This window comes from Secundilactobacillus pentosiphilus (assembly GCF_002217985.1).
GTDB classification, from domain to species: Bacteria; Bacillota; Bacilli; order Lactobacillales; family Lactobacillaceae; genus Secundilactobacillus; species Secundilactobacillus pentosiphilus.
In genome coordinates, this window is the sequence record NZ_BCMI01000022.1 from 14,277 (window position 1) to 34,410 (window position 20,134).

General features: G+C 46.7%; 22 protein-coding genes. 5 read left to right on the top strand and 17 right to left on the bottom strand.

The window, feature by feature from the left end; all coding sequences use genetic code 11:
• The first annotated feature begins 3 nt into the window (after positions 1-3).
• Positions 4-1,380 (top strand): hemolysin family protein, encoded by a 1,377-nt coding sequence (locus CES81_RS09915; RefSeq protein ID WP_089121630.1) that lies wholly within the window; start codon positions 4-6, stop codon positions 1,378-1,380.
• An 85-nt stretch (positions 1,381-1,465) separates the two neighbouring features.
• Here CES81_RS09915 and CES81_RS09920 read toward each other — a convergent pair whose 3' ends face one another.
• Together CES81_RS09920 and CES81_RS09925 are read right to left on the bottom strand one after the other, a co-directional pair.
• Complete coding sequence (locus CES81_RS09920) at positions 1,466-2,359, bottom strand: prenyltransferase (RefSeq protein ID WP_180949784.1); 894 nt, start codon at positions 2,357-2,359, stop codon at positions 1,466-1,468.
• Between the two features lie 38 nt (positions 2,360-2,397).
• Positions 2,398-2,973, bottom strand: coding sequence for a TetR/AcrR family transcriptional regulator (locus CES81_RS09925; protein ID WP_089088491.1), 576 nt, complete (start codon positions 2,971-2,973; stop codon positions 2,398-2,400).
• A 197-nt stretch (positions 2,974-3,170) separates the two neighbouring features.
• Here CES81_RS09925 and nrdI point away from each other — a divergent pair, with 197 nt between their 5' ends.
• Both nrdI and CES81_RS09935 read left to right on the top strand, forming a co-directional pair.
• A complete protein-coding gene (gene nrdI / locus CES81_RS09930) occupies positions 3,171-3,638 on the top strand; it encodes a class Ib ribonucleoside-diphosphate reductase assembly flavoprotein NrdI (protein ID WP_089088492.1) in 468 nt (155 codons plus the stop codon).
• 12 nt (positions 3,639-3,650) lie between these two features.
• Positions 3,651-4,400, top strand: a complete 750-nt coding sequence (locus tag CES81_RS09935) for a nitroreductase family protein (RefSeq protein WP_089121632.1) — start codon at positions 3,651-3,653, stop codon at positions 4,398-4,400.
• 249 nt (positions 4,401-4,649) lie between these two features.
• On the opposite strand, the gene CES81_RS09940 is transcribed toward CES81_RS09935, so the two are convergent.
• The 15 genes from CES81_RS09940 to folB all read right to left on the bottom strand — a co-directional run bounded on the left by CES81_RS09940 (position 4,650) and on the right by folB (position 17,455).
• Positions 4,650-5,807: an MDR family MFS transporter gene (locus tag CES81_RS09940; RefSeq protein WP_089121633.1), complete on the bottom strand. Its 1,158-nt coding sequence runs from the start codon at positions 5,805-5,807 to the stop codon at positions 4,650-4,652.
• Entirely contained in the window at positions 5,804-6,841 is a 1,038-nt protein-coding gene (locus tag CES81_RS09945) for a zinc-binding alcohol dehydrogenase family protein (RefSeq protein ID WP_089121634.1), read from the bottom strand. Before CES81_RS09945 ends, CES81_RS09940 begins: the two co-directional genes overlap by 4 nt.
• Positions 6,842-7,211: 370 nt before the next feature.
• On the bottom strand, positions 7,212-8,000 hold the full coding sequence (locus CES81_RS09950; RefSeq protein WP_089121635.1) for an Ig-like domain-containing protein: 789 nt from the start codon (positions 7,998-8,000) through the stop codon (positions 7,212-7,214).
• A 179-nt stretch (positions 8,001-8,179) separates the two neighbouring features.
• Complete coding sequence (locus CES81_RS09955) at positions 8,180-8,431, bottom strand: hypothetical protein (protein WP_089089547.1); 252 nt, start codon at positions 8,429-8,431, stop codon at positions 8,180-8,182.
• A gap of 10 nt (positions 8,432-8,441) precedes the next feature.
• Positions 8,442-8,969 (bottom strand): shikimate kinase, encoded by a 528-nt coding sequence (locus CES81_RS09960; RefSeq protein WP_089121636.1) that lies wholly within the window; start codon positions 8,967-8,969, stop codon positions 8,442-8,444.
• The gene (locus tag CES81_RS09965; protein WP_089121637.1) at positions 8,966-9,832 is read right to left on the bottom strand and encodes a prephenate dehydrogenase; all 867 of its coding nucleotides are present in this window, start codon (positions 9,830-9,832) and stop codon (positions 8,966-8,968) included. Before CES81_RS09965 ends, CES81_RS09960 begins: the two co-directional genes overlap by 4 nt.
• A 13-nt stretch (positions 9,833-9,845) precedes the next feature.
• Positions 9,846-11,132, bottom strand: coding sequence for a 3-phosphoshikimate 1-carboxyvinyltransferase (aroA, locus tag CES81_RS09970; RefSeq protein WP_089121638.1), 1,287 nt, complete (start codon positions 11,130-11,132; stop codon positions 9,846-9,848).
• Positions 11,133-11,145: 13 nt separating this feature from the next.
• On the bottom strand, positions 11,146-12,312 hold the full coding sequence (gene aroC, locus CES81_RS09975) for a chorismate synthase (protein ID WP_089121639.1): 1,167 nt from the start codon (positions 12,310-12,312) through the stop codon (positions 11,146-11,148).
• Positions 12,313-12,326: 14 nt separating this feature from the next.
• The gene (locus CES81_RS09980; protein WP_089121640.1) at positions 12,327-12,650 is read right to left on the bottom strand and encodes a chorismate mutase; all 324 of its coding nucleotides are present in this window, start codon (positions 12,648-12,650) and stop codon (positions 12,327-12,329) included.
• A gap of 327 nt (positions 12,651-12,977) precedes the next feature.
• On the bottom strand, positions 12,978-14,123 hold the full coding sequence (gene folP / locus CES81_RS09985) for a dihydropteroate synthase (RefSeq protein WP_089121641.1): 1,146 nt from the start codon (positions 14,121-14,123) through the stop codon (positions 12,978-12,980).
• Positions 14,124-14,126: 3 nt separating this feature from the next.
• On the bottom strand, positions 14,127-14,711 hold the full coding sequence (locus tag CES81_RS09990; RefSeq protein WP_089121642.1) for a non-canonical purine NTP pyrophosphatase: 585 nt from the start codon (positions 14,709-14,711) through the stop codon (positions 14,127-14,129).
• Complete coding sequence (locus CES81_RS09995) at positions 14,704-16,026, bottom strand: bifunctional folylpolyglutamate synthase/dihydrofolate synthase (protein ID WP_089121648.1); 1,323 nt, start codon at positions 16,024-16,026, stop codon at positions 14,704-14,706. The genes CES81_RS09990 and CES81_RS09995 overlap by 8 nt, the downstream gene beginning before the upstream one ends.
• 5 nt (positions 16,027-16,031) lie before the next feature.
• Positions 16,032-16,601, bottom strand: coding sequence for a GTP cyclohydrolase I FolE (gene folE, locus CES81_RS10000; RefSeq protein WP_089089556.1), 570 nt, complete (start codon positions 16,599-16,601; stop codon positions 16,032-16,034).
• Complete coding sequence (gene folK, locus CES81_RS10005; RefSeq protein ID WP_089121649.1) at positions 16,591-17,097, bottom strand: 2-amino-4-hydroxy-6-hydroxymethyldihydropteridine diphosphokinase; 507 nt, start codon at positions 17,095-17,097, stop codon at positions 16,591-16,593. The genes folE and folK overlap by 11 nt, the downstream gene beginning before the upstream one ends.
• Positions 17,090-17,455, bottom strand: coding sequence for a dihydroneopterin aldolase (folB, locus tag CES81_RS10010; protein ID WP_089121643.1), 366 nt, complete (start codon positions 17,453-17,455; stop codon positions 17,090-17,092). The genes folK and folB overlap by 8 nt, the downstream gene beginning before the upstream one ends.
• A 125-nt stretch (positions 17,456-17,580) precedes the next feature.
• On the opposite strand from folB, the gene CES81_RS10015 reads away from it, so the two are divergent.
• A complete protein-coding gene (locus tag CES81_RS10015; RefSeq protein ID WP_089089558.1) occupies positions 17,581-18,084 on the top strand; it encodes a phosphatidylglycerophosphatase A in 504 nt (167 codons plus the stop codon).
• Between the two features lie 469 nt (positions 18,085-18,553).
• A complete protein-coding gene (zwf, locus tag CES81_RS10020; RefSeq protein WP_089121644.1) occupies positions 18,554-20,026 on the top strand; it encodes a glucose-6-phosphate dehydrogenase in 1,473 nt (490 codons plus the stop codon).
• Positions 20,027-20,134: the final 108 nt, after the last annotated feature.

Sequence of the window (20,134 nt, forward strand, 5' to 3'; positions counted from 1 at the left end):
TTCTTGGATAGTGGTCAGATAATTATCAATTTGATTGTCATATTAATCACTTTCTTCTTCGCAGCCTTTTTTGTCGCTTGCGAATTTGCTTTAGTTCAGTCTCGGCCAAGCGCCATTGAAGAGGCTTTAAATAATGGAGAAGGATCCAAAAAAAGATTAACCCGTTCGCTAAAAATGGTCACGAACCTAAACGAATATCTTTCAACCACCCAAGTGGGGGTTTCTGTTGCTGGGATTATTTTAGGTTGGTTAGGTGAGTCAACCATTTCAACGATTTTGCTGGATGTGCTGAACATTGCCCACGTCAATCCGGGAGGTGCCACGGCACACGCGATTGGTGCGGTGTTTGGTGTTCTCTTGCTGACCTACTTAGAAGTGGTCTTTACGGAAATTGTGCCAAAGAACCTTTCAATCGACATGCCATTAAAGGTGCTGCGTTACGTCACAACACCCTTACACTACTGCCATATTCTGTTCTACCCCTTTGTCAGATTACTCAACATTTCCGCTAACGGGGTCGTCAAAATGCTTGGCTTCCCCGTTGCCAACGAAAGTGAAGAGGTTTTCTCGCAGGCTGAAATTTTAAGTTTGTCCCGTAATGCCGTTGCCGGCGGTGAACTGGAAAAAAACGATTACGTCTATATGCAACGGGCTTTCGAACTCAATGATAAGGTTGCTAAGGATATTATGATCGACCGAACCGCGTTAGTGGTGATTGACATCACGGCAAACGTCAAAGAAGCAATCACCATGTACCTGCAAGAGCGGTTCTCCCGGTTGCCAGTCGTTGCTGATGGTGACAAGGATAAAATCCTGGGCTACGTTTACAACTATGATTTGATCCGCCAGCAGCAAGTTGACCCAACGATTCATATCGACCGCTTGCTGCGGCATATTTCAACCACTCCTGAATCAACACCGATCACGCAGGTCTTGCAACAAATGATTAAAAAAAAGACCCCCATCGTGGTCGTGGTTGATGAGTATGGTGGTACTTCAGGGATTATTACTGATAAGGATATCTACGAAGAATTGTTTGGTACCGTCCATGATGAAATCGATGATACTTCCAATGAAGATATTTTCAAGCAACCTAATGGCACCTACCAAGTTAGCGGTAAAATGACGACCTACGACTTCGAACGTTATTTCGATGTTGATATTAAGGAATTCGAAACTAACGACGTGGTAACGCTGGCTGGTTCGATCTTGGATAATCATCCCGATATTAAGCAGGGTACCATACTTCATATCGATAACTTCGATTTCAAAGTCGTTGATTACGAAAATTCGTTTATTAACTGGTTTGAAGTTACCGTTAACGAACCTGCTCCCGCGGACGATGAGCAAGACGACGACAGTAAAGATACCAACAAATGATAAATAAGTAATTAAGACACCAACAAAGAGCGCCTGACTATCAGTTATTTGACAGTCAGACGCCCTTTTACGCTGCTATTCGTGATTAAAGAATCAATGCTAAGCCGCCACCAATGACGGTTGCCGCCAAGATCAGCTGCGCGTTGATAATGGCGTACAAGAAGGTGGTTTCTTTTTGGGGCCGTTTACTAAAACGGCGGGTATTTCGCCAAACGATTGGCACTGTTAAAAGCGCCAACAGGGTCGAATTTGGTAAGTAAGCCAGCACGACAGCGACGATGATCCCCACGTAAGCCAGTACGAAGCTGACTTGCCACAACAGAATACCGCCCCGTTTTCCCCAATAGTAGACGATTGTCTTACGTCCCAAAGCCGGATCTTCGTGGCGGTCGGCGATGTTATTAGCCAGCATGATGTTGCTGATGGTAAAAATGGCTGGAATGGCCACGATCAACGTTTTGTACCACAGACCACTAATATCAATCAGCTGATACATGTTGACGTAAGTGGCCAAAAACGTAATGTTATACCCCATTGTTAGTCCAGAGAATAATTCACCAAACGGCGTTTTTGAAATGGGATACGGCCCACCGGAGTAAAAATACCCGACGGCAAAGCTCACCATACCGACCCAGAGAACGGGTAACCCGGTACGGTCGACTAAAATCAACCCAATCACCATTGAGAATAGTGTCAAACCGACAATCGTAGTTCGTGCTTGGGCCGGCGTAATACTGAAATTTTTTAAAATATTATTATTGCTATTTTTGCCCCGGAAATGTTCGTAATCCTTGTACTGATTATGTGCATTAACGGCTAAATGAAATGCCACCACGCTAATGGTGATCATTAAACTATTAGCTAAGTGAAAACTGCGGTAATAGTAAGTTGCAAACAATATGCCCAGTAAGCAAGGCATAAACGAAGTCACAACCGCTTTAGTTTGAACAAGGGCATTCGCTTTTTTAAATAACGACACGGTAATTTCGCTGCCTTTCCCATCATTAATTTTGACGATCACAAGCCCTGCGTCGGGTTTAACACGAATTCTTGCAGACGGTCACCGAACTGAATGACGGAGTCGTTTTTGCCGTGCCGTAACTGCCAAAGTAAAAATAGCATCACGTTACTGGCATAAAGATCACTCAGATAATCCAGCGGCAAGTCAATCTCGCTGGGTAATTCCACGTGCTGAAAATAAGCGTAAGCCGTTGACCGCAGAATTCGTTTAAAATTCCGCTCCAGATCCGCCGTTTCCGTGTGAATTTCAAACAGCTGCAGCAGGATTTCGCGATACTGGGTCAACGCAATGATCAGTACTTTAACGGTATTAGAGCCAATTTCTGGTGTATGTATGCTAAATCGCTGATCCACAATCTTTCGAAAAACTTCCGTGTACTCCGCCACTAGTTTCTCCAGCAGATCATATTTATCGTAATAATGACTGTAAAAAGTTGACCGGCCAATCCGGGCGCGCTTGCTGATGTCTTGTACCGTCATCGTTTTAAAACCCTTTTCCTTGAGTAGCCCAAAGAAGGCCTTGGTAATCTGTTCGTTTGTCCGTCGCACTCTTAAATCCTGTTTCTCCGTCATTTTCTCACCTCTATAGTCTTTGCATATCCCTGTTATATCATAAAATTTACGATGCACCAGTCAGGAAGTCCCAACTTTCTATTCTTGCTTCACCCCTACATATAGCCTACAATTAACTGGTAATACCATCTGTATGTATCACGTATGCCATCAACACAACATCTACCATTATATCGATTATTTGGAGGAATAACACTATGGATCCAATACGAATTTTATTTATTTCAATTGAGGGTAATACGCGGAACTTTGTTGAGCATTTGACCCACTATGCATTGGCTCAGCACATTAAAAATAAGGGTCTGCCAGAAATCGAAGCAACCGAAATTTCCGAACAGACCGATTTTGCTGACGAAACAAAACCTTTTTTCTGTTTTGTTCCTACTTACTTGGACGGTGGTAACGGCATCGACAACGGTGTCAAGGAATTGATGACAAACGTGATGGGAGAATACCTTGACTACCACGATAACGCCAAGCAACTGATCGGTGTCGTCGGCAGCGGCAACAAGAACTTTAACGAACAGTATTGTCTCACGGCTCGCCGTTACTGCGAAAAGTTTGACGCCCCCTTCATCGACGACTACGAACTGCGCGGTGTCCCAGCAGACGAAGCGCGAATTTATAAGAAATTAGTTGAACGAGTTCAATTTTTAAACCTATAAGGAGACGATTCTGTGTCTAACGATCTTTTAACGCTGTTAAAACAGCATCGCAGTATCCGGCAGTTCACTGATCAGCCACTGACCGCCGCTGAAATCAACACCTTGGTGACGGCTGCCCAACACGCCGCAACCAGTACCTTTGCCCAGCAATACAGTATCATTAGTATTACGGACCCGGCGATCAAACACACTCTCGGCAACATCACCGGCCATCACTGGTTAGAAAAAAGCGGTCACTATTTCATACTGGTAGCCGACCAGCACCGCAACTTACAAATTGCTCAAAAAGCCCACGCCGATACAGCGATCCTCCGTTCTTTCGACAAGTTTATGGCCAGTACTTTTGACGTTGCCATTGCTGCCGAAGCCATTGTAACCGCTGGTGAAAGTATGGGGTTAGGCAGTACCATTATGGGCAGCATTTTAAACGATACTCGGCAGATCATCAAACTGCTCGACTTGCCGGAACTGACCTTTCCGCTGTTAGGACTCGCCATTGGTCATCCCGCGGAACAGCCCGAACTAAAGCCGCGAATGCCGCAATCGCTGATGCATTTCAGTAACCAATACGCGCTTCCGGCTGATTTTGACTCACAGTTAGCGGCTTACGACACGCAAACCGCTGATTACTATGCTCATCGGAACAGCCACTTGAAGAAAATCACTTTCAGTCAGCATATCGTCCAGGAACTGCAGCGTGATCCCAAACTGCGTGCCGAACTGATTCAGGTGATCAAACAGCAACGGTTTAACGTCGACTAGGCTGCTTTAAAAGATGACAAATTAAAAATGAAGCTGCGACATAAGTCTATATTGATAAACCTACGATCAAGTTTCTTGACTAAAACACAGCTTAGGATTGACTTTTGCTCACTCCTTTAATGTAGCCTTAACCCGCTCCATCACTCAGATTCCGGCCATTTAACACCAAGAAGCGTCCTCCCGATCAAAACCATCGGAAGAACGCTTCTTGGTGTTAAATTCTGGAATCTACCGAGTTGTGTCACACTCTCATTCTGACAACCGTCTATAACTGAACAAGACGCCTCCCATTGCCAGTATCATCGCTAACCCAACAGATAAAAACAGCGCCTGATAACTGAAATAATCGATCATGAGACCGCCAAAGAGCGGTCCAACTGCTCTGCCGAGTGAAATGGCAACGTTATACATCCCTTGATATCTGCCTTTGCGGCCATTTTTTGCCAGATTATCGACCCAGGCTGGTAATCCTGGAAAACCGATCATCTCACCGATCGTCAAGACGATCATAATAATGACGAAATCCGAATACTGATGGGCAAAAATCAACCCGAAGAACGACAGCGCGAAAATGGAAACCCCCATGCCGATTTGAGTGGCCAGTTTATGGCTCGCAAACAGTTTATTCATCAACGGCTGACCAAAAATAATCAAAAAACCGTTCATTGTCCAAAGAAGACTGTAATCCTTGAACTGAATGTTTAAATTCGTCATGTGAACGGACAGCACGCTTTCCCAAAGTGAATAACTGGTATATATGGCAAAGACCATTAAACAGATCCACCATATGACCTTCAGGTTGAGTTTCGGCACCCGGCCGGCGTCTTTTCGATCGCTTTGATTGCCCTTAACGTCAACTTTAAATTCCGTCAGCATGAGAACAAAGAGTAACACGTAACAAATCGTCGTTACCGAAAAAACGATAGTCACGCCGTACCCCAGTAAGTATCCTACTAACAGCGTGCCAATCACGACACCGACGTTTAGGGCAATGTACATGAGGTTAAACACGTTACGAATCGAGGTACTGGTAATCGTTGCCGCAAAGGAATTCCCAACGGTTAGGCTGATGCCATCACCAAAGCCGACAATCACCAGCAGGATGGCAAACGTTGGCCAGCCATGAAAGAATATCAACAAAACCATGGCAACCAGTGAGATGCCGGCGCCGGCTACACCCGTTAAATAGGGCGACCAGCGATCAAATAAAATCCCACCAACGTAATTGCCGACCATCATGACTAGTGACATAATCAGCAAAACCGCACCAGCAGTGGTCAAGGACTCACCTAACGTTTTATTCATGTAAACCGTCGTTAACGGCCACATAAAAGCCGCGCCGGTATTCAGCATTAAATTAGCAATGAACAGTGCGGGTAAGCGGACTTCTTTTTTGCTCGCAATCATTTAGCTTCACTCCGACCTTCACTTGAGGCATTAAAGCCCCCAGTCAATACAAGTTTACCGTGAATTTTTCCTGCACTCACCAGCTCATGTGCTTGAGTCAAGCTGGCAGCATTAATCCCATCTGTTAGTGCTCGGGTCAGCGTTGAGGTCAAAACACCTTGATCAAGGAGCCGAGCAATCAGCTGAAGCGTTTTTCCCTGACTATTGACGTCATTATCCGCATCGCTTTTAGCAAACATGTACTCCCAATCAAAGCTGGCAGCTTTATTCTTAATTTTATATAGTGGCAAATCTACGGGGCTACCGACAATTGAGCCAATATGCCCAAATGGTTTAACGAGTTCCGCCGCCAAATCAAAGTAATCTTCAGGACGATACAAAATGGCGATCCCATCAAGTGAAGCATAGCCCAAAGCATGAATTTGCGCTAATAAATCACCGTGATAATCCAAGGGATGGTCCACGTTATTTTGTTTTAGCCAGTCAAAGTTTTTCGGACTGCTGGTGGCCAGCACGGTAATTCCTGCCCAGTGTGCCAGCTGAGCCATAATGGAGCCAACTCCACCAGCACCATTAACAATTAGCAAGGTACGTTTTTGATTCTGGTTTGCCTTGCCCACAAACTGCATTTTTTCAAATAATAACTCATACGCTGTCAACGCCGTCAACGGTATTGCCGCAATTTCAGCTGCAGTTAGTGACCGCGGTGCTAAGCTGGCAAGCCGCTCATCCACCAGCTGATATTCAGCGTTTGAGCCCGCCGCTTGGGTACTGCCAGCATAAAAAATCCGGTCGCCAACTTTGAACTTGGTGACCTCTTCGCCAGTTTCAACCACCTTGCCCACTGCGTCGTAGCCCAATATTTTGGGTGCTGAAGCTGCGTTAACCATTTCCTTTAACTTGGTATCTACCGGGTTAACCGAAACAGCATCCACCTGAACTAGCACTTGATTCGAGCTGGCAGCAGGTTTGGGCAATGTCATGTCGATTAACTGATGATCTGCAGTGACACCAATTGCTTTCATAATTGTCATTAAGCACCCCTCCGTTTTCTGATGACCCAAAAGTAATTGTACCAGACCGAGAGTTGGAAGCAAACGATTAGGAACCTTGGGAGTGCGTGCTCTAAATGATTGTTTACTGTTTCCCATTCACCTATATTTAACGACTAAAAAAGAGGTAGTGCCATAAGTCTCTATTGATAAACCTATGATCAAGTTTCTTGACTAAAACACAGCTTAAGATTGACTTTCGTTCACTCCTTTAATGTAGCCTTAACCCGTTCCATCACTCAGATTCCGGCCATTTAACGCCAAGAAGCGTCCTCCCGAAAAACCATCGGAAGAACGCTTCTTGGTGTTAAATTCTGGCATCTACCGAGTGATGTCTCGGCTTCTTTTGCGCTTATTTCAAGCTAAACGTATAGTGACCAGCTGGGGCTTTCCCCACTGATGTCTTAACGGCTTGGTTCTTACTATTAACCAACGTAAAGTGCTTGTTGCTGGTAAAGTGCATGTAGAAACTTGACTTCTTACCACCCTTAGCAGTGACGTTGATCTTCCAGAAAGTAGGCGTCTTAGCACTGACACTATAGCGTGCGTTTGATAAGACGTGCGTTGACTTTTTACCTTGGTAAGTATATTGATTCAAACCCGTTTTTTGACTGAAGGTATACTTCATTGACCAGCCCTTGTAGCTGTTTGACTGCCAGGTACCCGTTGGCGTCTTCAATGCGCTCGACTTAGAAGCCTTCTTGCTTGAAGCTGAGTGCGTTGTTTTTTTGGTACTGGTCTTTTTGGTACTAGTCTTCTTAGTGCTTGCCTTTGATGAAGCAACTGCTTTTACGTTTATGATCCGGTAGAAATAGTGACCATTTGAAGCCTTGGCATAAACGTAGAGCTTAGTAGTCGCTTTTTGTTTAGCTGGCAACTTAACGGTATATTTACCGGTCGTCTTGGAAGCTGTTGAACTCGCAATTTGTTTCTTCTTGCTGTTTTCAACAATCACTTTGACACCTTTGCTTGCTTTACCCGTTACTGAAGTAGAGTTTGAGTAAACGTTGTTGATTGATAGGCTGGGGCTACCTGCTGCAACCGTTGTCTTAGCTGATGCTTGCGTTTGTGTAACTGCACCGGCACCAAGTAAGCTAAATGCAGCAATCAAGCTGCCTGATAAAACGATCAATTTCTTCATGTGTGTCTCTCCTTGTTTATATTCGCTTCGAATCAGCGAATTCTAATAGCATAGTTGAGTATAACCCGTTCAACACCGGGTTGCCAGTGTTTATCTAAATGCTTTAAGAGTTTTTAATCTCTTTTGGACAGCCATGCAAAAAGAAACGGCCATCCACTAAAGGAATGAACCGTTTACAATCACCTCACCAGCGTCAACCGATATTGCCCGCCATTAGCTTCAAAGGGCTCGGAAATCAGTTGATCAGGTTTAAAATACACTTCAATTTTTTGATACACTTTACCGTCACTGTCAACGAGTTCCAAATGAACACCGTACTGATTTTGCCGAAAGGGGCTTTTACTTACCAGATAATTAATACCGGTCCCATCACTGTACCGTTGGTGCCTCATTTTATCTAACTGGCGTAATGAAACGTTAATTAACTCCATCTAACTTCACCTAAACCGTGTCATGACTGCCAGTTTTAAAATTAACGTGCGCCAAAATGGCATCGACTACTTCAGCCGGCGTTAACTCATCGGTATCAATTTCAATATCACTGACTTCATGGTACCTTGCGTCACGCTTTTCCTTCAAACCAATCAACCCGCCGACACCCAGTTCTTTGACTAGCGGCCGCTGACCATCATCCGCCAGCCGGGACAAAACGGTTTCCGGCTTAACGTTAAGCAAAATCACCGGAACATCGCTTTTTCGCAGCAGCTCATAATTGGCTGCCTGAATTGGCGTTCCGCCGCCCGTTGATAATATTCCCTTACTGTTCACCAGCGTATCAGTCAGTACCGAATGTTCCAACTGACGAAAGGCCGTTTCGCCATCATCATCGAAGATTTGCTGAATGGATTTGCCTGCACGTTCTACGATGACGTCATCTAAGTCCCGGTGCGTCAGGTGCAGCCGCTTTGCTAATAGCTCACCGACAGTGGTTTTACCGCTGCCCATGAAACCGACTAATATTGCTCTCATTGTTTCTTCTCCTCTTGATCTAAACGTTCGCGGACCGCTTTAGCATGCGCGAAAAACTGGTAGATTTTTGCTGAATCGTGGGTGTCAATGGCAGCCTGAATCTGCTTGAGCTGTTCCACGTAAGTCGTCAGCTGACTGCTGATGGCTTCTGAGTTACTGAGCATGATAGCCGTCCACATGGTGGGATCAGCACCGGCAATCCGGGTGGTGCTTTTAAAGCCCCCCGCAGCAGCGCTTAACCCCACTGCATCGTGTTTTAATTGATGATCGGCAGTATTGACCAGGTTGGCGGCTAAAACGTGGGGGACGTGACTGATTTCACTGACTAAACCATCGTGAGCTGTCGCTGGGACGGTTACCCAACGTAGTCCAGCTGGCGCGAGACAAGCCTTAAATTGCGCTGTTTGTGCCGGTGTTTGGGAACCATCCACAATAAAATATGTAGCGTTATCGAATAAGTCTTCTCGACCAGCCCGCGCACCCGTCTGCTGCGAGCCAGCCATGGGATGGCCGCCCATAAACGCAATCTGCCGCTGCTGCAATGGCTTTGACGCGGCCATGACCTGCATTTTAGTGCTGCCGACATCCGTCACCAGCACATCGGGTTTCAAGTCAGCCGTTGCGAGCTGCGTCAACTGCTTAATAATCACGGAAACCGGGCCAGCGAGCACAATGATGTCCGCGCGGGAAGCCGCGTTTAACAGCTTCACCCGTTCATCAATGATTCCCTGACCCAGCAAAAACTGGCTGGTGTCATCGTTAGGGTCGTCGCCCAGAATTGTCGGCTGAACCACGCTTTGCTTCATGATGCGCGCCAGTGAACTGCCAATTAATCCCAGACCGCTTATCAATACTGTCGTCATGCCAATCACCTCATTACAATAGTTTGTCTAAATCATCGAAAAATTCCGGGTAGGAGATGCGGACACTGTCAGCGCCCTTCAACTGCAGCGGCTGGTCAACGAGTAACGCCGCAATCCCCAATACCATGCCAATTCGGTGGTCGTTGTGGGCATCCAAGACTGGATCAGCCACGTGCCAAGGCTGCCGGCCATCGATCACGAACCCATCCGGTAATTCTTCAATGGCGATTCCCAGCTTTTTAAATTCGGTGACGATCGCGCTGATCCGGTCCGTTTCCTTGACCCGTAACTCTTCGGCACCGGTGATTCGACTGACGCCGTTCGCTTTGGCTGCCAATAGTGCCACTAACGGCAGCTCGTCGATCACGGCTGGAATGTCTTCTTTGCCAATACTGATCGGTTTCAAATCAGCTGACTGAACCGTTAAGTCGCCAATGGGCTCCCCCGTTGTTGGCTCAGATTCGACTGAAAGATGACCGCCCATGGCTTTTAAAATCGCCAGCAAACCAGTCCGTGTTTTGTTTAAACCGACATCCTTTAACGTGATTTGCGAACCCGGCACTAAACTGGCTGCCACCATGAAGAAGGCGGCTGAGGACATATCACCTGGGACGGTCATGGACTGACCCGTTAACTGCGGCTGCGGCTGAACGGTGATCGTCAAGCCGTCGTCTCCCGCGGTGATCTCACCGCCAAAGGCCGTCAGCATCCGTTCCGTATGATCGCGAGTCGGCAGTAATTCTGTCAGGGTCGTGGGTTCATCCGCCTGCAAAGCCGCCAAGATCAGCGCGCTTTTGACCTGCGCACTGGCAACTTTGAGCTGATAGTTCACCGCGTGCAGTTGCTGACCGTTAATGGTTACCGGCAAATGCCCATCCGTAGTGGTAATATCAGCACCCATGGTGGCCAGCGGTTCGCTGACCCGTTTCATGGGCCGCTTCGATAGGGAAGCGTCACCGACTAGGGTACTGCTAAAGGACTGCCCCGCCAGTAAACCCATGATCAGCCGGGTGGTCGTGCCTGAATTACCCATGTCCAGCGGTTTGGGACTAGCCTTGAGGCCGTGCAGGCCAACGCCGTGAACGGTCACCGTTGTTTCATTTCGTTCGATCGGCACGCCCAGCTGCTGAAAGGCAGCCAGTGTCGATAAGCAGTCGGCAGACGTCAGAAAGTGCGTCAGCGTGGTCGTACCTTCACTGATGGCGCCCAGCATAATGCCGCGGTGGGAAATACTCTTATCACCAGGAACCGTCAATTCACCGTGCAATCCCGTTGCTGGTTTACTTTTTAGTGCTCTCATGACAGCGCCCCCTTTAGTAGTTTTTCAGTTCTTCTCGGTAAGCCTTCAGCTGTGCCTGCAGACGCGCCATGTTGCTGCCATCGAAAGTATCCGTGATGGCCTTAGCTAATTCAATGGCCACGACACTTTCAATAACGATGGAAGCCGGCACAATGGCTGTGGTATCGGAACGTTCAACACTGGCCTTCTTAACTTCCTTGGTTTCAACGTCGACGCTTTGCAGCGGTTTGTATAACGTTGGAATTGGCTTCATCGCCGCTTTAACAATCACTGGCATTCCGTTGGTCATACCACCTTCAAAGCCGCCTAAATGATCGGATTCCCGGGTAAAGCCTTCACCTTCGTGCCAGTCGATTTCATCCATGACTTGACTGCCGAAGCTGGTAGCCGCCTTGAAGCCGTCACCGATTTCAACACCCTTCATGGCGTTGACACCCATAACTGCCGCCGCAATTTTACCGTCTAACTTCGTATCCCAGCTGATGTAACTGCCCAATCCTGCGGGAACGTTAGTGGCCACTACCCGAACGATACCACCCAGAGTGTCGCCGTCCTTCTTCGTTTTATCGATCAAAGTGTGGATCTCGTCGACTTTATCGGCTTGAACCACCCGTAAATCATTTTGGCTGATCAGCGCTTTGATTTGACCAACATTCAGCGGTGACTGGTCATCCGCCGCAACCGGTCCGATTTGCTGAACGTAGCCGACGATATCGATGCCCAACTGCTGCAAGAACTGTTCACAGATCGCACCAATTGCCACCCGCATCGCCGTTTCCCGGGCGCTGGAACGTTCCAAAACGTTTCGTAGATCACGGTGGTTGTACTTCATGCCGCCAACCAGATCAGCGTGGCCTGGGCGTGGCCGCTCCACTGTTCGCAGTGAATTCTCAGCGGTCTCATCCGCTACCGGATCCATGATTTTACCCCAGTGGGCATGATCCCGGTTATTCACCACTAGCGCAATGGGTGAACCCAACGTCTTCTTGTGGCGAATCCCCCCCACGATGGTCACTTGATCATGTTCAATTTTTTGACGGCTGCCACGGCCATAACCGCCTTGCCGGGCTGCGAGCTGATCATTAATGGCATCAATGTCCAGTAATAAGCCGGCAGGTAACCCTTCAATAATGCCTGTTAGTTGTGGTCCGTGTGATTCTCCCGCTGTTAAGTAGTTCATTTTTTATTCCCCTTTTAATGTATTTGTTTTGTCTTCGTCAAGTAGTCTTGGTAATCCCTGGAGTTCTTCATGATGGTTTCAAAAATATGACGCATATAAATTCTCGTTTCCGGGTTTGAATCGTCTGCCATTACCCGGTTAAGCACCTGATCTTCCCGGCCGTGGTCCATGATCGGCAGATCAGCTGCCGCTTTAGCCGCATTAACCTTTGTGACGGCGTCAAAGCGCCGAGCTAAAAGCCTCACGATTTCGTCATCAATATCATTAATTTGCTGACGGGCGGCTGTCAATTCACTGGGTTGCCACGCGCCTGAATCATTTTCATTTGTCACCATCATTATTATCACTCCTTATTTTTGGTACTAAAAAAGCCAGCTAGATGACCTAGCTGGCTTAAATTGTTCCTTTTATGGAATCAATTCTGGTCCAGCTAGAATCTTCACGTCTAGCTGGCACGACAAATTGACGGCTTGCTTTAGACGCGAACGCGATTGTCTTAGCGTCCGCATTTAAAGCTGCGGACGCTAACTAAAGTAATAACCGTACCAATACGCATTAACTTGAGTTAACTGAGTCATCATTGTCATTGATCCCTTCTCATTTAGATTGTTTACATTAAAACATATTGTGAAATGTTAGTCAACATTAATCTTTCTTTCCAAAATTTAGGCCAGCCAGTAGCCCTGACTAATGCGGTCCAGCAAGGTCACCATTTGGCGGGTTTCTTTAACGTCGTGGACCCGAATAATTTTACCGCCCTTTTGGATCATGGCAACTTCGCTAACCAGCGTCATGGGCAGCCGTTCATCTTTTTTCAGGCCTAAGAGATTAGCCAAATAGCCCTTGCGTGAAACAGCCACCATCATGGGCCGATTCAAATCGTTGAACCGATCAATGTTATTCATGATCACGTAATCTTGATCATCGTTTTGAACCTGATCATTAGCGTAGCCTAACCCTTGATCGATAGCGATACGGTCGCGGGCGATGCCAGCGGAAGTGAGCGCAGCCAAGTTATCCTCGAAGAACTGGTGCTCTTCTTCTGTCATCACTTTAAAGTCAAAGTGACGGCCGTTCAGCATTGTCAGTAAGCCAACGTCCGACTGCGCCATCAATTTAAGTTTAGCAGGTTCATCCGTAAACCCATCCACGTCATTAATGATGGCAACTCCAGCATCGATCGCCGCAGCCATCACGGGTACTTTATAGGTATCAATAGCCAGCACTGCTTCCGGAAAATGGCTGGCAATGGCTTTAATGTAAGGAATCGTCCGCTCCATTTCAACGTCCGGCGTCACTTCGGTGTAACCCGGCCGAGTCGTTTGGCCGTTCACTTCGATCACGTCTGCTCCCGCTTCTAACATCTCCGACACGTGAGCTAAAACGGCGTCCATCGTCGTATAGCGTCCGCCATCATAAAAGGAGTCCGGGGTAATATTCATAATACCGTAAATGATCGACGTATCACGCAGTTTGAAACGTTTACCAGCCACTTGCCAATCTAAATCATGGGCGGCTAAGATTTGCTTTAATGCCTGCTCGACAGCCTTTTGAGCTGGAAACCAGGATGACCAGTGCTGGGCTAATAGCCGTAGCGCTGGTATCGTCAGCAAACCGTTATACCCAGCGTCATTTTGGCTGATGATCGCGTCTAACTGACGCAGCCGCTGCTGCAGTTTTGACTGTTCTGCCACCGAAACTGATTCAAACTGCAACGCAACGAGTCGCTGCTGCTGAGTCAGCTGGTACAGGGCTTGGCTTTGAAAATCGGTGATGGCTTGCAATTGGTCAGTGATTTCTTGAATTTGCATGGGTCAAACTCCTCTCAATTCTGCCGCTAACTGCTTAGCAGCTCGACCACGGTGGGTCAGCGGTATGCGCATTTCGTCCGGTAGTTCTGCTAACGTCCGTTGCTGGTTGGGTAAAATAAAAAGTTTATCAAACCCGGTCGAATAATTCCCCCGGGTTCGCGTGGCAATCGTCCCATCGATACGACCGGTGACGGTCAACGGTGCCTGACCTGGCGCAACGGCTTCCAGGGTACTGATCATCGTTGCCCGCCGATCGGTTTGTCCCTTCAAATCGTTTAAAATTGTTTGGTTATCGCTATGCACCGTGTCTCGATGCAATTCGCGCTTAGTGGTCACGCCTAAATGGTTACCCAGTGCAGCTATTTCGATACCGCTATCATCCGCGATCACACCCTGATTGGTTTTACCAGCCAGAAATTGAGCTTTTCGAAGCGCGTTACCCGCGTAGCTAACGGTTTGTTCCGCTGGAAAGGTTAATTTTGCCAGCTGATCCGTATAGGGAACTGCTTGCACGCCGTAAAACGCCAAACACTTGATTAAATCTTGCGTTTTATACTTATTATTAGAAGCAATCAGCCAATTAGTCATGAGTACCCCCCATTGCTACTAATCCTCGAGCAACGTAAAAGGAACCTGCCACCACGATCATGCCGTTTTCAGGCAGTGTCTGGCGCGCCGTCTTCATCGCTTGCGGCATACTGGTCATTGCTTGAACGGGCATTGTCGGTGCAATGGCCTGAATTTGACGCGCTAATTCTCTGCCCGCTAACGCCCGTTTCGGATTATCCGGCGTCACTGTTAACACCCGATCCGCCATCGGCAGCAGTAGCTGCAACATGGGCGTCACTGCTTTGTCGGCTAAAAAGCCCACTACCCACGTGATGGCATACTGCGTTGTCAGCTGCTTTAAACTGGTTGTCAAAGCCATCATGCCATCCGGGTTATGAGCAACGTCAACAACGATTAGCGGCTGCTGCGATACCACGGTTAGCCGGCACGGCAGTTGAACCTGCTGCAGACCGGCCCTAACGGCTTCGTCTGTTAATCGGACACGCTGCGTTTTTAATACTGCAACTGCTGATAAAACTAAGGTTAAATTTTGAACTTGAAAATCACCAGCAACGTTTAACTGCAGCCCTGACCAGTCAAATAACGCGCTATGCAGGTTGACTGTCATCCCGGTGAAACTGCGAGTAACAATGGTTGCCGCAGTTTTAGGATCCGTGAGTGAAACCGCCTGTTTTTGAGCCTCTTTTTGGAGCACATTCAGGGCTTCAGGAGACTGGTCATAGAGCGTCACCACGGCGGTTCCTGGTTTAATGATCTTGGATTTTTGGGTCGCTATTTTAGTCAATGTATCCCCTAAGATCTGCATATGGTCCATCGCAATTTTAGTAAAAACCGTCAATTGCGGTGCGCTGATCGCGTTGGTGGCATCCGTTAAGCCACCCAGACCGGCTTCTAAAATCACGTAGTCTGCCCGTTGATTACGGTACCAGATCAAGCTGATCAAAAACTGCCATTCAAAAATTGAAATGGCCGTTGTGGTTAACCCAAGACGCTTGATGACTGGCTTGATTTCGTTATAGCTGTCAATAAACTCCGCTTCCGAGATCCACTGATGGTTAAACTGAATCTGCTCGCGGTCGTTTAAAATGGCGGGGCTGTTAAACCGCCCCACCCGGTAACCCTGAGCTTCTAAAATGGCACTTAACATCGCTCCCGTGGAGCCCTTGCCATTAGTACCGGCAATGTGGATCACGTGGTAGTGCTGATCAGGATGATCTAGCGCAGCCACTACTTTCCGCAATAACGGCACCCGGTTATTATCACCCACCAGTCGTGCCTGATTGAACTGGTCGACCAGCTGCTGATACATGTTGTGAACTGGTTCTTGATTCATGATGATCACCCGTTAATTCGCTGCAAAAATTCCTGCTTCAGTTCGTGGTCCGTCTTAAAAGCACCCGTATAATAACTGGTTTCTGTTTGACTGCCAGTCTTTTCAACACCGCGCATCTCCATGCACATGTGCCGGGCTGAAACGGAAACGGCGATCCCCTTTGGATCAAGGATCTTCGTCAGTTCCTTAGCAATGTTGACGGTCATCCGTTCCTGAACGTTCGGCCGTTTAGCACAGTAATCAATTAAACGGGGAATCTTACTGAGACCCATCACCCGCTTGTGATTGGGAATATACGCCACGTCCACCGTGCCGAAGAAGGGCAGCAGGTGGTGTTCACACATTGAATAAAACGAAATGTCTTTGATCAGCACCATTTCAGTGGTTTCATCCACGGGAAAAAGTTTGTAATTATCGAACGCTGGGGCGTTGACCGACGAAAAGACTTCACCGTACATCCGGGCGACCCGCGCCGGTGTTTCAACCAAGCCATCGCGATTAGGATCTTCACCGACAGCCTCCAAAATCATTTTTACTGCCTGTTCAATTTTTTTCTGATTTGCGTCATCCATCATAGCTTATAGAGACTCCTTTTACTTTTTTAATCCAGCTGGTATCCGCCTTTTCCTGTAAGGCAGTGTCCACTTGTGGCTTAACCTTGGCATCAGTACCGGCAATTTCCTGCACTGGCAACAAAACAAAGTTGCGTTCATGGGCCCGGGGATGGGGGACGACTAAATCAGCCGTATGAATTTTCCGGTCGCCCCAGTAAACAACGTCTAGGTCAATGGTTCGCGGACCCCAATGCTTTAAACGGCGCCGGTGGCCAGCCTGTTCGATTTTATGTAGCTGTTCCAACAAGTTCTCCGGGCTCAGCGTCGTGACGATTGAAACGGCAATGTTATAGAAATTAGCCTGATTTAAATTCCCCCACGGCTGCGTTTCATAAACTGAGGAGACTGCTTGAATTTGAATTGCCGAATCTGCTTGAAGCAGACTCACAGCCTGGGTGAGGTTGGCCAGCCGATCACCAATATTTGAACCGATACTTAAATAAACTCGCTCACTCACGATTTTCACCCGTTACTTCAATTTCCACGTTATCAAAAATTCCCGGCATGGGTACACTATACTTACGGATTTTCAGCGCAATCTGTGTTGCCATCGGAAAGGCCTTCAATAATTGCTTTAAAAGCTCGTTGGCCAGTGATTCGATCAGCTTATAAGAATGGCTGTGAACAAACTTATCGATGGTTTCGTTCACGTCCGCGTAACTGATCGTTTCGTCTAACTCATCGTGCTGGACCCGTTTTTCAATTGGGTAATTCAGGGCAACATCAATGGCCAGCTGCTGCCCGTTTTTTCGTTCTTCAGGAAATACACCATTAAAGGTATGAAACTTTAGATTATTGATTCGAATAACGCCCATGATGTCACTCCTCCTCTAAATGCGACTAAATTGTTTCTATTTTACCATCCTTTACACGTTTAAACACCTATCAGTCACGTTTTTTGGTACACTGGAACTAGCGTCTTTTTGAAAGGATGATGAAGTTGAATAACCGAAACTTTAAGTATCCAGATACTGCCGCCTATGACAGTATCATGGCCTACTTCAAATCAAAAGATATTAAGCTTGAGGACATTGCTTCAATTACCTATAAAATGCAATTACAATTCATCCCCGAACTCAAGAAAGAAGAAGCCATGTCCGCCGTCATCGACGTCTTGCACAAGCGGGAAGTCATGAACAACGCCATGGTGGGAATTGCGCTTGACCAACTAGCAACTAAAAAGGAGCTGCCCGAACCGCTGCAAAGTATCGTCGAAAACGATGTCGGCGTCTTCGGTGTTGACGAACTGTTAGCCGAAGGGGGCATCTCTGGGATCTATGGTAAGATCGCCACCACTAATTTTGGCTACCTGGACCGCGAAAAGCACGGCATTTTAAAGCGCTTGGATACTGTTCAGGGTGAGGGCGTCAATACCTTCTTGGATGACATTGTCGCCGCCATTGCCGCGGCCGCCGGAGCAAAACTAGCCCATAAATACGCTTAATGTGGTACGGCAACAGTTGATGGTTTTATTTGATTAAACGGACTCTGATAAGGATTTCCCCCTTGCGGCATCCTTTATCAGAATCTTTTTTTAGCCATTGCGTTATTTAGTCACAACCAGTATCTTATAGGAAGACGAATTGGCCAACAGGCGTACGGATTAACCCGCAAAATGAATTGGCTTGTTTTGATGATAGCAGCCCGATTTTTTCATTTTGGGGTAATGAATTTGGTTTTCTAAAATTTTCTTTCAAAATCATGATTTTATATGAAAGCTTTTTTCATATGGGTTTATAGCTCGTAATTTACTTGAACGGTGAACTTGTTTAAGAAACTTTTCTTAATACCCTTTATTTACGTTGAATTTGTTATATAATAATTCCGATACGAGTGGTCTAGACGATATCCTTTCACCTATGACACACTCGCCAATGACTACTTTACCTCATAAAATTTAAGGAGTGACTGTATTGGCTACAGAAAGAACTTCACTATTTATCTTCTTTGGCGGGACTGGTGACCTAGCTTACCGGAAACTTTATCCTTCCATGTTTAACCTATATAAAAAGGGTACCTTAAGAGAACACTTTGGTGTTATTGGTACTTCTCGGGAAAAGTTAACCGATCAACAATTCCAAGAAAACGTACTTAAATCACTTGATGTCGCAAAGACTGATAAAGAAGCTCAAAAGTTCGTTTCACACTTTGTATACGAAGCACATGATGTCACTGACAAAGCACACTATCAAGTATTGAAAAAGCGTGCTGATGAATTAGATAAGACCTACAAGTTAAACGGCAACCGGATCTTCTACTTGTCACTTGCACCATCCTTCTTTGGTACCGTAGCTGGCTACTTAAAGACGGAAGGCTTGACTGACACTGAAGGTTTCGACCGTGTTGTTATTGAAAAGCCATTCGGCCGTGACTATGATTCAGCCCAACAATTAAACGATGCCTTAAGCAAGTCATTCGAAGAAAAGCAAATCTTCCGGATCGACCACTACTTAGGTAAAGAAATGATTCAAAACATTGAAGCCGTTCGCTTTGGTAACACCATCGTTGAATCCCTTTGGAACAACCGTTACATCGACAACATTCAAGTTACTTTGTCTGAAAAGCTGGGTGTTGAGGAACGTGCTTCATACTATGACAACTCTGGCGCTTTACGTGACATGGTTCAAAACCACATTATGCAAATTGTCAGCTTACTTGCCATGGAACAACCCGTTTCATTCACTGACGTTGATATCCGTGCTGAAAAAGTGAAGGCATTACGTTCACTTCGGGTTTACAACGTTGCTGAAGCTTCAACTAACTTTGTACGTGGTCAATATGGTGCCGGCGATAGCCAACGTGCCTACCGTGACGAGGACAATGTCCCACACGATTCAAACAACGATACCTTTGTTGCTGGTAAGTTATTATTTGATAACTACCGTTGGTCAGGCACCCCATTCTACATCCGGACTGGTAAGATGTTAGCTGACAAGTTCACCCGTGTGGACGTTGTCTTCAAGAAGCCATTGATTGACATCTTCTCATTCCCGCAAAACCAAAACGCACCATTGGAAGCTAACGTTTTGACAATGTACATCGAGCCACATGCTGGTTTTACACTACGTCTGAACGCTAAGACAAACGGCCAAGGTTTCCAAACTGAACCAATCAATTTGGACTACTTCGTTGATGCCAAGGATTCAAAGGCTACTCCAGAACCATACGAACGTTTAATTCATGATGTGATGAAGGGTGACGGTACCAACTTCTCTAGTTGGCAAGAAGTTTCCTACGCATGGCGCTTTGTGGATCAAATTCGCAAGGTTTGGGATCTGCAAAAGCCACAATTCCCTAACTACACCCCAGGTTCAATGGGTCCTGCAGCTGCTGACGAACTGATCCAACGTGACCACCGTCAATGGGTATACCGTTTAAACAAGTAATTCATTAAACTTAAATTAAAAATGAGCCATCATTTCCAAAGTGGAATGGTGGCTCATTTTAGGTTTAACCGCGATATAAAAAAGCCGCTCTTTTCACAGTATATCGCC